The organism is Psychrobacillus syltrankelensis (assembly GCF_055454035.1).
In genome coordinates this window covers 3,798,083-3,812,968 of sequence record NZ_CM144227.1, presented here as the reverse complement: position 1 = coordinate 3,812,968, position 14,886 = coordinate 3,798,083, and the positions used below count along the sequence as shown (strand labels likewise).

The window sequence follows — 14,886 nt, the reverse complement described above, 5'->3', positions numbered from 1 at the left end:
TATTAAACTCTCTTATCTAACTTCCAACATATCAATTGAAAAAATACTCCCTATATATGAAGAAGGTAGCTACAATCGTAAATAGAAAATAAATAACAGATCCTAAAAAAACAAAAGACATACTGTTTATTCTTTTAATGAAATCCATTCTTTGTTCAATTAGCCCATGTACTTCCAAATCCATTTGTCGATTCAACCTCCCAGTTTCCATTGTGAACATATAAACAATAAATATCGCCACAATTCCAAAAGGAATCGCAATATCTATATAACTAGCATTAACTAAGAATGTACTAATCCAATTTAAAATTCCTAAACTTACTACTGTAATTAATAAAGTAATTATTTTTCTCATAATTTCTCCCCGTTTAAATCAAACTAGGTTTCTTTATTTTCTAAATTTTCCCCCTATAATTCATTTACGTTTATATATTGAATTAGTTTCATAAAAAGAAAAAAATTCCAATATGTCTATGTATTAATATAATGATCAATAAAATACTTCCAATGTGTGAAGAAAGTAAGTGAAAGAGTAAAAAAAATAGAAAACCGCAAGCGCTCTTTAAGAGTATATTGTCTTCAGTATTTCCTGATTGCTTTGCACGAAACATTTGCTCCTGCGGTTACTCTTCGCACAAAGAATTTTGGCTACACTTTTTTCGGTAATCTTGTGGCGGATGTTTGTCCGTCGCTCTCTTGGAATTTATTAGGATATTATGCGTTTGGCGAATCCTCTTCAACTTTTATTCGTCCATATATAGGAAACAGTTCTCCTAAAAAATAAAATACATTTTTAATATTCAAAATAACTCGTTGACTTTTTGTCAATTTCAGTCGAATTGACAAGCACTATTTGTCAACACCCTCCATATAATGTGAAAAAATAAGGGGTGTTTTCATTGGTTTTGTTAGTCATTCTGGCTTTTGCAGTTTCATCAAGTATAGATAATTTAGCAGTAGGAATATCTTATGGGATTCGTGAAATTCATATTGGGGTAGTTAAAAATTTTTTGATTGCGATTATTTGTTTTCTCATGAGTATGGCGGGAATTTCATTTGGAATTTGGCTATCATCCTTTCTTCCTGGAATTTTACCCGTAATTGTAGGAGCATTTCTCCTCTTTGTTATTGGTATTCGAATTATTCTCTTAGCAAGGTCTTCTAACAGCGGAGCAATAAAAACGGATACTAAAAGTAATAACCTTGGGATAATTGGATGGGGAGAATCCATTTTTCTTGGCATAGCATTGTCTGCAAATGCTCTTACAAATGGCTTAAGTGCAGGATTACTCGGCTTTTCGCCATTAGCTATCTCGGCAACTGCAGCAATCGGTAGTTATATTAGCATTTGGATTGGTGTTAAATTAGGTGTAAAACTATCATCAGTTCGGATTGGGAAGTTTACAGTTGGTCAATTTGGATCTGTTTTAAGCGGAGCTATCATTATAGTAATCGCCGTTACTTCATTCTTTTAATACTACATTTGAGTGGTCCTTCCATTGACAAAATGTCAACACAGATATACACTTCATACAGCTATTTGTTTTTTATTCGGCACAAGTAACAACAAACATCGAAAGGAGAAGTGAATATGCCTGAGGTAAACACGAATAACAGTTTCGGCTTGTCACTAAAGGAAATCTTAAAAAAACGTTCGCTATCCATGCGAAGATTAAGTGAACTTACCGAAATAGATACAGCAACAATCTCTCGTATTATTAACGGGAAACGAAAAGTAAACCTACAGCACTTACAAAGATTTTCTGAATGCCTTGAAATTCCAATGGCAGAGCTTATTGAAGCAGCTGGAGCTGGATATCCTATTGAACAGACACAAGAAAATTCTGATTCGGATATTTATACAGCAGTTGAAGAGATCCAAGATATTATTACGAAAGCAAATCTAGTAGATGATAAGTTTTCAATTGCACGTGTCGAACAACATTTATCCAATTACGGACATTACTCACAAACAGAAGAAGGTAATAAAACTATTCTTACAAGCTTTGAGGAAAAGCTTCAGAAAGTGGGTAGTATAGGTCCATTTATTAATGAATTGAAAGAACTATTTGAGAAGTTTCGTCACAGAAAGGGCACTTCACATGAGCTTGTATTAATTGGAGGAGCACTCTTGTATTTTATAATACCCGTTGATGTTATTCCAGATTATATATTTCCAATTGGCTATTTAGATGATGCGATTGCTGTACAATTTGTGCTAAATTCTTTTATGAAAAATAACTAACAATATAAACGGTAGGCGGTACTAGTTATGGAGAAAAGAACAAGGAAAAAAAGAAAGCGTAAATGGCTAAGAAATACACTATTAATAGCTCTTTTGATAATCGTTCCTACAATTATATATTCAGTTTATCAATATAATAGTGGGCTAACAGAAGCGAGCGATGGTTTCTATAAAGATGATGGAAAGACATTTGATCCATTTGAAGGTCCAGAACCCCAATTTGGAGAAATTAATATTTTGTTAATGGGTAGCGATGCTAGGCCTAATCGGGGAGGTCTTTCTGATACGCTAATGATTGCGCATTACAATCAAAAAACACATAACATAAAACTTGCTTCGATTATGCGAGACACTTATGTGGAAGTTCCTGGTCATGGAAAACAAAAAATAAATGCTGCTTTTGCTTTTGGAGGCCCTGAACTTGTTCGAAAAACGATTTTGCAAAACTTTGATTTAGATATTAATTACTATGCTGTAGTTGACTTTCAAGGTTTTCCAAAAATTATTGACATTGTAGCTCCAAATGGGATTGATGTGGATATTCCTAATGAAATGAAGTATGGGATAGGTATGACTTTACATCCAGGAAAGCAAACCTTACATGGGGATGAATTATTAGGATATGTGCGTTTTCGCCATGATTCTAAAAGCGATTTTGGTCGAGTAGAACGACAACAAGAAGTGTTGTCAAAAGCTAAGGTACAAGCTATTTCTGTTCATAGCTTAGTTAACCTTCCGAAGCTTCTTGGCATTGCTGACCCATACATTGATACGAATTTAGATAAGAGAACGATACTTACAATTGGAAAAGGTTTACTTATTGGAAAAGAACAGCAAATGGAAACATTACGTATACCCGTTAAAGATTCCTTTAAGGATGAACGTGTAAACGTTGGTTCTGTCCTAAGTATTGATTTTGATAAAAACAAACAAGCATTGCATGAATTCCTTTCTGGGAATGGAGAAAGTGCAACAGAGACAGATCTTGTGTACCCTAAGGAGTGAGAGATATGCATCTAGATTTTCAACTTTTTGAATTAATTAATCAGTTTGCAGGAAAAAATAATTTATTAGATCAAACAGTCATTTTATTTTCAAAATATGGTCCATTTTTACTTGGTTTAGCGTTATTATGGTTATGGTTTACAAAATCAGGAGATAAACTGGAAAATAGAAAAATTGTTTTGTTGGCATGTACGATTGCCGTTATAGCGCTTGGGATAGACAAATTAATTGAAATATCCTATTTTCGTCCTCGTCCATTTGTAAATCATGCAGTGACATTGCTTGTTCAGAAATCTAATTTAGATCCTTCATTTCCGAGTAATCATTCTGCAGGATCTTTTGCTTTGGCACTTGCAGTCTTTTGGAAACGAAAAAAAATGGGAATTTCGCTATTAATTTTTGCCTTTTTAATGGCTCTTTCAAGAATTTATATTGGTGTACATTACCCACTTGATGTGTTATCGGGTGCAATAATAGCATTAGTTGTCACGTATATGGTCATATGGCAAAGAAGAATTCTTGAACCAGCCTATAATGGAATTATCAACATCTTCCGCAGATCAAATACGAAAACAATTGGATAAAATGAATATAAAAGTTGTGTAAGTGCTCGTCGCTTACACAATTTTTTATATATTTTGACAAGAAAAGAATCTCAGTTTATATGTGAATATACAACCAGTAAATTCAACAGAATTTACTTTAATCTCTTAAATTTCTCCTTTTTAATTCTAATACGATCATATTAATGAATTAGTTTGGGAAAAACCCAACTGTCCTTTAAATGCATCTTGTCTTCATTAATTCCTGAGGGCTTTGGACTAAACATCAACTTCACTATTACCGGTAGATTTTGAGGAGCATAAAACTTTTATACTCTAGCAAATCCCATTATCCTCTTACCCCCAATAATCAGCCATTAAATCAGATGACCATTGAGGCTGTCTTATATCGCCTTTTGGTAAAAACTCTTTCATAACAGGCTTGATATCTATTATAGGTGTTCCATCAATTGCATCTAATCCTTTGACAGTTAAAGTGTTTCCTTCTCTTTTTAATAGCTCAACAATTGTTACCCCTATTTTATTAGGTCGATTTTTTCCCCTTTGTGCAAAAATACCTACTTTAGGGTATTCTTTATTATTTCTAGGATGTCTTGAGGAATACTGAATATTTTCATCTTGAACAAGGTGAAATACATATATAATCTCCAAGTGACTAAAAGCTTCAATCCCATCGAGACAGCTAATATTCAATTCACTGTTTAATGTTATTTCTGATATTACTTTTCCCCAATAATCATCTTCCGGAGTTTTACGTTCATTGTAAGCTACTCCAATTGAATTCATTGTAAACATAATCATTCTCCCCATTTCTTCACAGGAAAATAATAACATATTGTCTTATGATAAAAAAATGACAAATTACTTATTAGAAGTAATAACTAACGCTTATATGTTTTTATCCGAAAATCTGTGCGGCAATACTATATAAGGTTTTATTTCGACGAGGTAACTCCACTGAATTCTTAATCATAATAGGAGGTTGGCTTACTTTTGAGAAACCACATTTTATTAACTGAGCTATAAATTCTTCATTCCCTGAAGGAACATCGATTCTTAGTTTACCTTGATGATTTTTAACTAACTCATCGACAATTGCCAATGCTGTTTCAGAATCTGGAGCAACTATTGGACCTAATATTAGATTAACTGGGCCGGATATAGAGAGTCCATAACCAATAACTTTTCCATTAGAATCCTTCGCAACTAAGGCAACTTTTGACTGTTTAATCCTGTTTAAAAGAAAGGTTTTTCTGTTATCCCCAAAAGCCTCTTTATCTATTTGTATTAATTGTGTAAAATCTTTCTCATTATATACTTTTATATTTATAGATTTAACATTGGTATCACTTGGCTCATAGGTTTTACAAATGAATTTTTGGATGGAATCTACCGAACTAAAACCCATTTTTTCATACATAGGTTTTCCTTCCTCAGTTGCAATTAACATAATCGTTGTACTGCTTGGAATAGATTCTATACATTTTTTTGTAGCTTTCTTCCCTAGCCCCATCCCCTGATAATCCTGTCTAACGATAACCATCCCAATGGATGCTAATTTTGAATCATATGTAACAATTGCTGCACTACATATAATTTCTCCTATTTCATTTTTATATCCATAAATTTTTCCTGAGGACATGATTGTTTTAATTTCAGATTCGTCATAGTCCCACCCTACAGAATTTGACAGATCAATTAAACTTGGTATATCAATAACCTCAAAGTTTTCTAATTGAAATTTTGCAGTATCAGCGACTTTCATTAACTAAACTCCCCTAACTAAACATAAAAGCTCTACAAATTGCATGATCTGAATTTGTAGAGCTCTTTCATAACAACTTTTAGAATATACTTAAATCCCATGTATCCGCTATTTTTTTCAATAACATAACACCGGCCACACTACTTCCGTATTCGTCAATGGCTGGTCCATAAATGCCTATGCCACATCCATCTTGTAAAGGAAATACCTCGCTTTTTATATGAGGTGGAACGGCAGCCATTATACCGCCGGATACCCCGGTCTTTGCCGGTATTCCAATAAAAGCTGCAAATTTACCAGATGCATTGTAAACCCCACAAGTCAGCATTAAGCTTTTTGCTAATCTAGCTACATCTTTAGGAAGAATTTGTTCCTTCCGTATTGGATGATAGCCATCATGTGCCAAAACTAATCCTATTAAAGCGATGTCTTCAGTCGTTACTTCTAGTGAACATTGTTTCAAATATACCTCTAAAGCTTCCTCTACCTCTATTTCTAAAAAACCTGTTTCTTTTAAATAATAAGCTAAAGCTCTATTTCTATTTGCCGTTTGCCATTCAGAAAGGAATACTTCCTCATTTAACACTGGTCGTTTTCCCACCATTTTCTCCATTAAAAGGCTTATCGTTTCTAGTTTTTGGTGTGGGGTTTCTCCTGGAAGAATAGAGGAAACTGTAATTGCCCCAGCATTAATCATTGGGTTAAATGGTTTTCCTGGCTTATGCATTTCTAATCGAATAATCGAATTAAATGGATCTCCAGTTGGTTCTAAGTCGACTCTATCTAATACATAAGGAATGCCATGGTGCATGCAAGCTGCGATAAAGCTGATTACTTTGGAAATGCTTTGTAAAGTAAAAGGAACATCACAATCTCCTGCTTTTATAATGGTACCATTTGGTCCAATTATAGTGATGCCCAAATGCGATGAGTCTGCCATTTCTAAAGCTGGAATGTAAGAGGCATTTTTTCCGCCAGAAGTAAATGCACGATAAAATGTCACCCATTCATCAATATCCATCCTTTGATTATCTAGTTGAACATTTGAACTATCCATAGTTTGTTCCATACTCTCCATCCCCCTACAATAAATTTGCCGTATTCAAGAACGACCCCGTGCCAGACTCAATTATTCCTCAAATTGTGACTGACATAGGGTCGCGTGTTAATTCTATTTTCTTAATATAGAATAGAACAAGATTCAAATAAATACTACACAAATTAATTAACTTCCCTTTCGCGAATAAAGTAATTAGAAAAAGAGCTACAACTACCGATTCTAACCGGGAGTTGTAGCTCTTAGATGTAGAGATGATTTAACGTGAAGTTCTAGGTGCTAAACAATCTGAACATTTTTTCTGATTGCTACCTTTAAACTTAGTGAACGTTTTTTCAAAATTATTTCCGCAAGAACATTTAAAGAGTAGCTTTTGCGAGTAACCGATATATTCTGTAGAAAGTAATTCACTATCTGAATTCTTCGTGACATACTCACGGATACTTTCAATTGTCCATTTTTTATTCATGTTGACACCTCCGATAGTGTTTCCGAATTCTAATTATATGAGACATTTCGAATTCCTTCATTTCAATTAGGTTCATAATATCTTAATTCAATAAGCAATCTATTATACCATTATTTCAATTAGATTTTCTTATTTCTTACAGCTGGTTAGCCACTAATGAATAAAATAATTACTCTTCTACCGGCAACCAACCCTTTACATTTATTAAACGCTGCCATAATGGGTCCGGTATTACTAATTTCTCTTGGTCTTTTTTTGATAGAGTAGTACGTAATTGGTCTTCCTGACCAGCTTCCACTTTTTCAATCCATTTTGGTTCCATGAGCATTTCTCGGCCTAATGCTATTAATGGGACGCCAGTTTCTAATGCTTCTATTACTTCATCTGGTGTATGAAGTGAACCAACACCAACAATCGGTAGACGACTGCCAATTTTTTCATGAATTTTAATAATCCTAGACTGGGATTCACTATTGTCACGGAAGGAACCATTCCAGAAATGATTGACGGATACATGCAAGTAATCGAGAGATTGATCTGCGAGCCTGTCTACAAATTGAAGCGTATCTTCTAACGAAATCCCGGGATTTGTTCCTTCTTCAGGGGATATACGATACCCTACAATAAATGGTGATTTAGCATGTTCTACAACTGTCTTTTTTACAGAATCCACTACAGCTAACGGAAACTGCATTCTCTTTTCAAGGGAACCTCCCCAACGATCTTCCCTTCGATTGGAATGCGGAGAGAAGAATTGTTGTAACAGGTATGTATTTGCACCGTGAATTTCTACTCCGTCAAAACCTCCTTCAATTGCTCGTCTTGTAGCTTCACCAAATGCTTTAATAGTATTTTGTATTTCTACTTCTGTCATTTCTCGAGGTATAGGTGCCCCTTCCCTTTCTGCAGCGATAGCACTTGCTGAAATAGGCTGCTCATCTGGTAATAACGATGGCGGTGATTGTCTACCGCCGTGATAAATTTGCAAAATCGCTTTTGTTCCATTCGATTGTATTGTTTTCGCTAATTTGTTTAGTTTAGGTATGAAAAAATCATCATCGATGCTGAATTGTCCAGGAAACCCTTTTCCATCTTGGCTAACGTAAGCACATGCTGTAATAAAAGCTCCGACACCTCCTGATCGTTCCTTATAATAAGCTAGCTCTTGTTCAGATACTTCTCCATTTTCTTGGGAGGAGTAATTAGTCATTGGTGCAATCATAATGCGATTCTTAACCTCTACACCTGAAGGAAAAGTAAAAGATTGAAAGATTTTTTCGTATTTAGTATTCATTTGTTGTCCTCCTATACTTTTTATATATGCAATTATTACGATACACTTTTTCACTCCATCAGTCTTGTTGAAAGGTTTAGCCATATTTACTAAAGTGGAAAAATCGCCCACTACCATAAGTCCCTTCTTACATAACCTATTTTTATGCAAATCATTTATAAAAGGAGGAATAAAAATGACCTTTGGAAATGACAACCTCCCAAAGGAGAATAACCATCAGATCTTTAAAATGTCTGATATGGAATTTAAACCACTCTCACTATGGAATTTGATCAATGAGGTGGATTCCTATTTCAATCAATTCTTTAAGCAAATGAACACTCATTTTACACCTAATCCTAACTGGATAGACACGTATGAAACCGATTCAGAAGTGATTATTGAAGCAAAATTACCAGGTTACAATCGTAACCAAATTCAATTAGAGATCATCGGAAACAGGTTAAGAATTGGTATGGAGGACTCTATTCTTGAGGAAATTAATTACGAGACCCACACCGGAAGAAAACAATTTTATCAACGAAGAGAGCACTTTATCCCGCTTCCATATGCAATTTCTGAAAAAGAAATAAAAGCCTCTTTTCAAAATGAAATATTAAAAGTGAGCTTCCCCAAAAAAGATATCCAGCGAAGATTCCTTGCAATTGATGACATCACCTAATCGGGAGTCCCCATTAAATGTTTTACTTAAGAATAGAGTAGGAGGGAGCGATTAACTCCCATCCTCTCACACCATCACAAGTACAGTTCGGTATACGACGGTTCCATCAAGGTAAATGACAAAAAGTTCAATACATACGAAACGATAGACTTTTAAGCCCTTGGGAACTCTAAAAGGAGTTTCCGAGGGCTCTGTCTAAGATTAGGCTTTTGGAAATTCAAAGCCTTCTTCTAATCAAGGAATCAAACTTTTTGAATACACTTGGCATATCTGCCAATGTAATATATCCGCATCAATACATTAGATATAGATTTAGTTTATCGTTAGTCTACTAAACCAGAACCATCAATTAGCCAACGATAGTTTTTTTCTTGCTCTTCTAAAAACTTTTTCGTTTCGTTACTATCTTTATAAAATGATTCCCATTTGTTTTTTTTCAACAATTGGGTCCAGGCTTCTGTTTCAATCATTTCTTTTATCTTTTTGTTCCAATAAGCAATTTCTTCTTCTGACATATTGGGTGGTCCGACAATTCCTCTCCAGTGTGGAAATACCATATCTACTCCTTGTTCTTTCCAAGTTGCAACCTCTTCCAACCCTTCAAGACGGTTGTCAGCAGAGATTGCAATGATTTTGAGTTTGTCCTCTTTATGCTCATTTATAAATTCGGAAACGGAAGTTATCGCTACTTCCACTCGATCATCAAGTAAGCTTGTTACTACTTCACCACCACTATCATATACAAGAAAGTTTAGCTTCGACACATCTACTCCGTAACTTTTAGCCGCTTGTAAAAAAGAAAGATGGTCATTGTTTGCTAATCCTGGCGCTACAGCGATTTTCAAAGTAGACGGCTCTTCTTTCAATTTTTCCATCAATTCAATTGCATCTTTAAATGGTGAACTATTTGGTACCGCGACCGCAATCCATTCCGTCGTAAGAATTGCTAGAGGCGTGAAATTCCGAAATTCCAATTTACTTTGTCCGAGAAGATTATTCGTCAACATTAGACTTGAATTTATCGCAATATGATGGGCATCCTTACTAGATAAGTACTGCCAGCCAACTTCACCACTTCCTCCTGGCTTATTCACAACATTAACTTTTTGATCTATTAAATTCTCATCTTTCAGGATTTTTTGGATTGCAAGTGCCGTAGCATCCCATCCGCCACCAGGTGTTGCTGGGGCGATTAACTCAATATCTTTTGTTGGAAATTTTTTCTCTTCCGAGTAACCTATGCCTCTAGTAGAACATGCTGCCAAAAGCAAAACGAATACGGGTAAAAGTATGCTTACGATTCTTTTCATCGAACTCCCTCCTCTTCTTTTACTAAAATATTCGATGTTTTTAAATACACACTTTTGAATAAGTTCAAAAAAGAGCATCTCGGTGTGAGAATGCTCAAATCATAAAGTATTTCCTTTCAGGGCGCCCAACAATCCCGTACTCCAGCTCTGCGCTCATTCTCCCAGTCGACACTAAGTATTCCATATACCTTCGCGCCGTTGTTCTTGATACACCTATCTGATCACCAATTTCTTCAACGGTAGTACCGTCCGAAATATCCTTTACTGTTTTCAAAACCTTAGAAAGTGTAAGCGCATTGATTCCTTTCGGCAATTCCTCCTGTTGCTGTGTTTCAAAGGAATTACCGAATAATTGGTCTACTAATGATTGTTCCACTGGCTTGTCCGATTCAAGTATTAACTTTCTCTTCCTAAACTGTTCGATAGCTTCACACAGCTTCTGTAATTGCAACGGTTTAATTAAATAATAAAAGGCACCCGCTTTTACGCTTCTTTCGAGGAGCTCCATATCCTTAGCCGCCGTGATCATAATGAAACTCAAATCTATGTATGTCTTTTTCAATTCCACAACCAAATCAATCCCTAGCTGATCAGGCATATAGATATCAACGAGCAAAAGATCAATTTTTTCCTTTTTGAAATACCCGTGAACTTCCTCCGCTCGTAATGCCTTCCCAACCACTCGAATGCCTTCTATGCTTTCTAAGAACTGTTGGTGAATCTCTGCAATTCTAAAATCATCTTCCACGATTAATACATTTATCATAGCTTCACCTTTCAACTTTTTCTGTTTTTGGGAGGTATACTGTAAATATAGTTCCTGTTTCATCGCTTTTCCACTGGATTTCCCCACCTAGATCTTGAATCGCATTTCGTACATTCGATAATCCATAACCGCGGTCGGGTGTAGCCTTTGTGGAAAATCCTTTTGTAAAAATCTTATCTGAAACCTCTGGATCAATTCCTCCACCGTTATCTGATACTTCGAAAATGATATCCTTTCCAATATCTAAAGCAAAAAAGTTCACCCAGCACTCCTGTTGGTCAGCCACTTCCTCAAAAGCATTATCAATCAGATTGCCAATAATGATTGTCAAAAGCCCCGTGCCAATGAAGGTAGGCAAATGTCCAATACTACTGTTTTCATCAATATCAAATTTGATTTTATTTTCCGATGCCTTCCCAATCTTTCCAAACAAGATAGCTTGAACATTTGGGTCTTTGATATGTTCAAATATAAATGTATTCGTATGTTGTGTAACGTCGATGTCCTCTTGTATCATCTTAACCGCTTCATTGTACTTACGTAGTTGTAATAATCCTGATATAACGTAGAGTTTATTCATAAACTCATGTGTTTGGGCTCTCAGATCATCTGAATACTTCTTTACCTCAAATAATGTATTAACGAGTTCATTCATTTCCGTCTTGTCCCTAAATGTAATCACTGTACCAGATATTGTAATATCCTTACGTAACGGTACGATTGTCATGATCAAAATTTTCTCACGAACATTTAATTCAAAGGAAAAAGGCTGATTGGTAACATTGAGCAGTTCGGAAGAGCTTAAAGTGGAGAAAACTGATTGTATTGAGCATCCAATATAGTTACTTGAAATATCCAAAATCTTTTTAGCGGCAGTATTAATTAGTGTTATATTTCCCTTTCCATCGGTTGCAATTAGTCCTTCCGAAATGGAAGCAAGAATGGCACGTCTCTCCTTGTAAAAGCTTGCAATCTCCTGCGGTTCCATACCAAAAGTGTCTTTACGTATTTGACGTGCTAGCCAAATACTAAGGATTATCCCAATCACAAATATAGAAATTGAAATAAATGCTAACCTCTTTGTTCGCTCAATAACTGTATTTTGTAAATCCTTTACCAGATATCCGACTCTTGCTGTACCTACAATTTGTCTGTCAACGTATATGGGTGAAATTCCGACAACCGCGGAACCCAAAATACTGTCGGATATCAAGGAATAAGTTCCACCGAACACAAGTGCCTTCATCTCATCCTGTATCGGATAATTTTTACCAACTTCCCCTTCATCCGGATGGGCAAGAACCTTACCTTCACGATCTTTAATGACGATAAAAGCGGATTCTGACTGTGTCACATAATAATCAACAAGTGGCTTTAATTCGCCAGTGTCTCCTTCCGACATCGCCCACTGTATGGAGTCCATTTGCGACAGAATTCTCGCCGTCTGCAAACCCCTTTCCGCCGCATTTTGAAACACCCGTTTATAATCTGTGTAAATAAAAAGACTCAGCATTAAAAAGACCATCAAAAAGATAAGGGAAATAACTACGACTAAAATTTTACGTTGCAATGACCCTTTAAACATTCAATCACCATTTTTCAACTTATAATTATATTACTATTATAACATTTTAGTCTGCACATGATCGTTATTTGTAAAACACCATGGTTTTAGGAATAACGCCGGAAATTATTTGCTGATATTATTTTTACTCACTTAAAATTTTTCACTACAAGCTGAAGGATAATAGCGACAGTTACAATCCGAAGGATTGGCTTAACTAATTTCGGGTTCAAAGTTTGTGCAATCCGTACACCCAACTGCGCGCCCGTCACGGAACCAAGCAGTAAAGCAATTGTCATTGGCCAAATGATTTTTCCAGAGGAAATATAACTGATAGAAGCACCAAAACAACTTGCAAATGTTGCAAGCCTCACATAACCGACTGCCCGGATATATCCAACTTGTAAGTGGCTAAATAAATAGAGCATTAATGTCCCTTGCCCTGGACCAAACAACCCGTCATATATTCCAATTCCGTAAAGACCCGGAACACTAGTTTTCGATAAACGGAGCGGCTCTTTTCCCTCAAAATTTCCTTTAGATAGAAATGACGTGATAAAGGCGAATATTAGTAAACAAATAGCGACCCAATATAAGTTTGCCTCCGAAAATTAATGAAGCAATATACCCTCCGCTCAAGCCTCCCCCAAGGCTCACAGGAATGATCCAAAATGATTCTTTGATCGTTAGCTCCTTGCGCCGAAGTAAAACGTAAAAGCTTGAAAATGCACTTACGGTATTCGATACTTTATTTGCACCTATCGCAGAATGAATTGGAAGCCCCATCAACAGCATAGACGGAAGACTGATAAGTCCACCACCTCCAGCAAGTGTGCCAAGTATCGTAGCTATGATACCAATGAAAAAAATAAGAATATATTCCACAAGTAATCCCCCCACAATCTCCTGGATTATTTAAAAAGCTCGATGTTATGAACGGCTTTTTTCTTCAGTTTTTGATTCATCTTTATTTTGTTCAGGTTTCATTATAAAAGCCCCTCCTATTAAAAAGGCTCCACTAACGTAGAAGACAGATACGATACCAATCCAGCCCCCCACTGCCCCAAAGAAGACAGGTGCTATGAATTGTGAAAGCCTATTCATCATTAAACGAATCCCAAGTACTTCACCCTCCCGTGATTTTGGCGAGGCGTTATAGGTTGTCGTCATGGAAATTGGCTGTCCGCATCCTAAACCGAATCCCATTAAACAACTAAAGATACAAAAAAGGATAATACTATTCGACAATGCGAAAGTCAGAAAAGAAGAACCTGCAAGCAAGACCGAATAAAATAATATCTTATCTCGATTCGTTATTTGCAACATTTTAGGCAATATAAAGCGAACAATCATCATTGCTAAACCTTGAATCGAAAGTATCCAACCGATTGTTGAAGTAGAGATGCCTAAATCTTTGGCATATAACGGGAAATAGGCAACAAATATATCTTTTGAATATAAAACTAATGCGCTTGAAAATAAGGCTTTTTGAATGAGTGGATCTTTTACCAATTGAAGTGATGAGTTTAGATTTACTTTTCCAGTCGTTTGTTCTTTCAACTCCACTGGTATATAAAAGGAAACAACTATTAAAGGTACACAAATGACCATCGAAACGAGAAAGCATGCGGAATATGAAAAGTGTTCCGATAGGTAGCCCCCCATAACGGGGCCAATAAATGCCCCTGCCGCAACAGCCAGTCCGAACATACTGTAGTAATAATCACGATTTTCTTTTGTCGCATGACTGCCGAGAACTTTTTGCAAACAAATGGCGATGAATATATTAGATGCTCCTACTAGAAGTTGACTGACATACAATGACCAGATGGATTCAAATATGTAAGGGATAAACATACCTAGGGAAATGCCAACTAAACCAAAAATCACTGGAAGGCGATCTCCAATAATATCCGCAATTTTTCCCGCTTTAACAGCAATAAGAAGTGGCAAGACTGCAAACGATGCTGTCAATACACCAATCTCCAACATAGAAGCATTCATATCAAATGCAGATAATGTAATGATTGGACGGGTAGCATTAATCACAATTTGAAAGCCTAAAACGATCAGTAATACATTTCTTAAAACCATAATAATTCGCCTCTATTCATCTGGAACAGTAAATACTAGTTTACTATAGTATATTTGCTAGTTATCCAGAATGGCTCCTTCCTCCAATAGAGA

Annotated in this window: 15 protein-coding genes and 1 pseudogene; 5 read left to right on the top strand and 11 right to left on the bottom strand. The window is 35.8% G+C overall.

Annotated elements, in window-relative coordinates; all coding sequences use genetic code 11:
- Nucleotides 1-31 precede the first annotated feature (31 nt).
- On the bottom strand, nt 32-355 hold the full coding sequence (locus ACTSKG_RS18810; RefSeq protein ID WP_464756047.1) for a hypothetical protein: 324 nt from the start codon (nt 353-355) through the stop codon (nt 32-34).
- 544 nt (nt 356-899) lie between these two features.
- On the opposite strand from ACTSKG_RS18810, the gene ACTSKG_RS18805 reads away from it, so the two are divergent.
- The 4 genes from ACTSKG_RS18805 to ACTSKG_RS18790 all read left to right on the top strand — a co-directional run bounded on the left by ACTSKG_RS18805 (nt 900) and on the right by ACTSKG_RS18790 (nt 3,834).
- A complete protein-coding gene (locus tag ACTSKG_RS18805) occupies nt 900-1,475 on the top strand; it encodes a manganese efflux pump (protein ID WP_464756046.1) in 576 nt (191 codons plus the stop codon).
- 116 nt (nt 1,476-1,591) lie between these two features.
- Nucleotides 1,592-2,245 (top strand): DUF1232 domain-containing protein, encoded by a 654-nt coding sequence (locus ACTSKG_RS18800; RefSeq protein WP_464756045.1) that lies wholly within the window; start codon nt 1,592-1,594, stop codon nt 2,243-2,245.
- Nucleotides 2,246-2,272: 27 nt separating this feature from the next.
- Nucleotides 2,273-3,250 (top strand): LCP family protein, encoded by a 978-nt coding sequence (locus tag ACTSKG_RS18795; RefSeq protein ID WP_464756044.1) that lies wholly within the window; start codon nt 2,273-2,275, stop codon nt 3,248-3,250.
- Between the two features lie 5 nt (nt 3,251-3,255).
- A complete protein-coding gene (locus ACTSKG_RS18790; protein WP_464756043.1) occupies nt 3,256-3,834 on the top strand; it encodes a phosphatase PAP2 family protein in 579 nt (192 codons plus the stop codon).
- Nucleotides 3,835-4,149: 315 nt separating this feature from the next.
- Here ACTSKG_RS18790 and tsaA read toward each other — a convergent pair whose 3' ends face one another.
- From tsaA to ACTSKG_RS18765, 5 genes are all read right to left on the bottom strand, one after another.
- Nucleotides 4,150-4,608 (bottom strand): tRNA (N6-threonylcarbamoyladenosine(37)-N6)-methyltransferase TrmO, encoded by a 459-nt coding sequence (gene tsaA / locus ACTSKG_RS18785; RefSeq protein WP_464756042.1) that lies wholly within the window; start codon nt 4,606-4,608, stop codon nt 4,150-4,152.
- A 103-nt stretch (nt 4,609-4,711) separates the two neighbouring features.
- Nucleotides 4,712-5,578 carry a GNAT family N-acetyltransferase gene (locus ACTSKG_RS18780; protein WP_464756041.1) on the bottom strand — a complete coding sequence of 289 codons (867 nt, stop codon included), beginning with the start codon at nt 5,576-5,578 and terminating at the stop codon, nt 4,712-4,714.
- Between the two features lie 79 nt (nt 5,579-5,657).
- Nucleotides 5,658-6,635, bottom strand: a complete 978-nt coding sequence (locus ACTSKG_RS18775) for a glutaminase (RefSeq protein WP_464758068.1) — start codon at nt 6,633-6,635, stop codon at nt 5,658-5,660.
- Between the two features lie 259 nt (nt 6,636-6,894).
- Entirely contained in the window at nt 6,895-7,104 is a 210-nt protein-coding gene (locus tag ACTSKG_RS18770) for a hypothetical protein (protein WP_464756040.1), read from the bottom strand.
- A 169-nt stretch (nt 7,105-7,273) separates the two neighbouring features.
- Nucleotides 7,274-8,398: an NADH-dependent flavin oxidoreductase gene (locus ACTSKG_RS18765; protein WP_464756039.1), complete on the bottom strand. Its 1,125-nt coding sequence runs from the start codon at nt 8,396-8,398 to the stop codon at nt 7,274-7,276.
- Between the two features lie 175 nt (nt 8,399-8,573).
- On the opposite strand from ACTSKG_RS18765, the gene ACTSKG_RS18760 reads away from it, so the two are divergent.
- Entirely contained in the window at nt 8,574-9,059 is a 486-nt protein-coding gene (locus ACTSKG_RS18760; RefSeq protein ID WP_464756038.1) for an Hsp20/alpha crystallin family protein, read from the top strand.
- A 323-nt stretch (nt 9,060-9,382) separates the two neighbouring features.
- Here the strand turns inward: ACTSKG_RS18760 and ACTSKG_RS18755 are convergent, their stop codons facing one another.
- The 5 genes and pseudogenes from ACTSKG_RS18755 to ACTSKG_RS18735 form a co-directional block, all read right to left on the bottom strand.
- Complete coding sequence (locus ACTSKG_RS18755; protein WP_464756037.1) at nt 9,383-10,369, bottom strand: tripartite tricarboxylate transporter substrate binding protein; 987 nt, start codon at nt 10,367-10,369, stop codon at nt 9,383-9,385.
- A gap of 94 nt (nt 10,370-10,463) precedes the next feature.
- Entirely contained in the window at nt 10,464-11,135 is a 672-nt protein-coding gene (locus ACTSKG_RS18750) for a response regulator (RefSeq protein WP_464756036.1), read from the bottom strand.
- 4 nt (nt 11,136-11,139) lie between these two features.
- Nucleotides 11,140-12,720, bottom strand: a complete 1,581-nt coding sequence (locus ACTSKG_RS18745) for a sensor histidine kinase (protein WP_464756035.1) — start codon at nt 12,718-12,720, stop codon at nt 11,140-11,142.
- A 128-nt stretch (nt 12,721-12,848) separates the two neighbouring features.
- Nucleotides 12,849-13,584, bottom strand: a pseudogene (locus ACTSKG_RS18740) (sulfite exporter TauE/SafE family protein).
- Between the two features lie 45 nt (nt 13,585-13,629).
- Nucleotides 13,630-14,793: an MFS transporter gene (locus tag ACTSKG_RS18735; RefSeq protein WP_464756034.1), complete on the bottom strand. Its 1,164-nt coding sequence runs from the start codon at nt 14,791-14,793 to the stop codon at nt 13,630-13,632.
- Nucleotides 14,794-14,886: the final 93 nt, after the last annotated feature.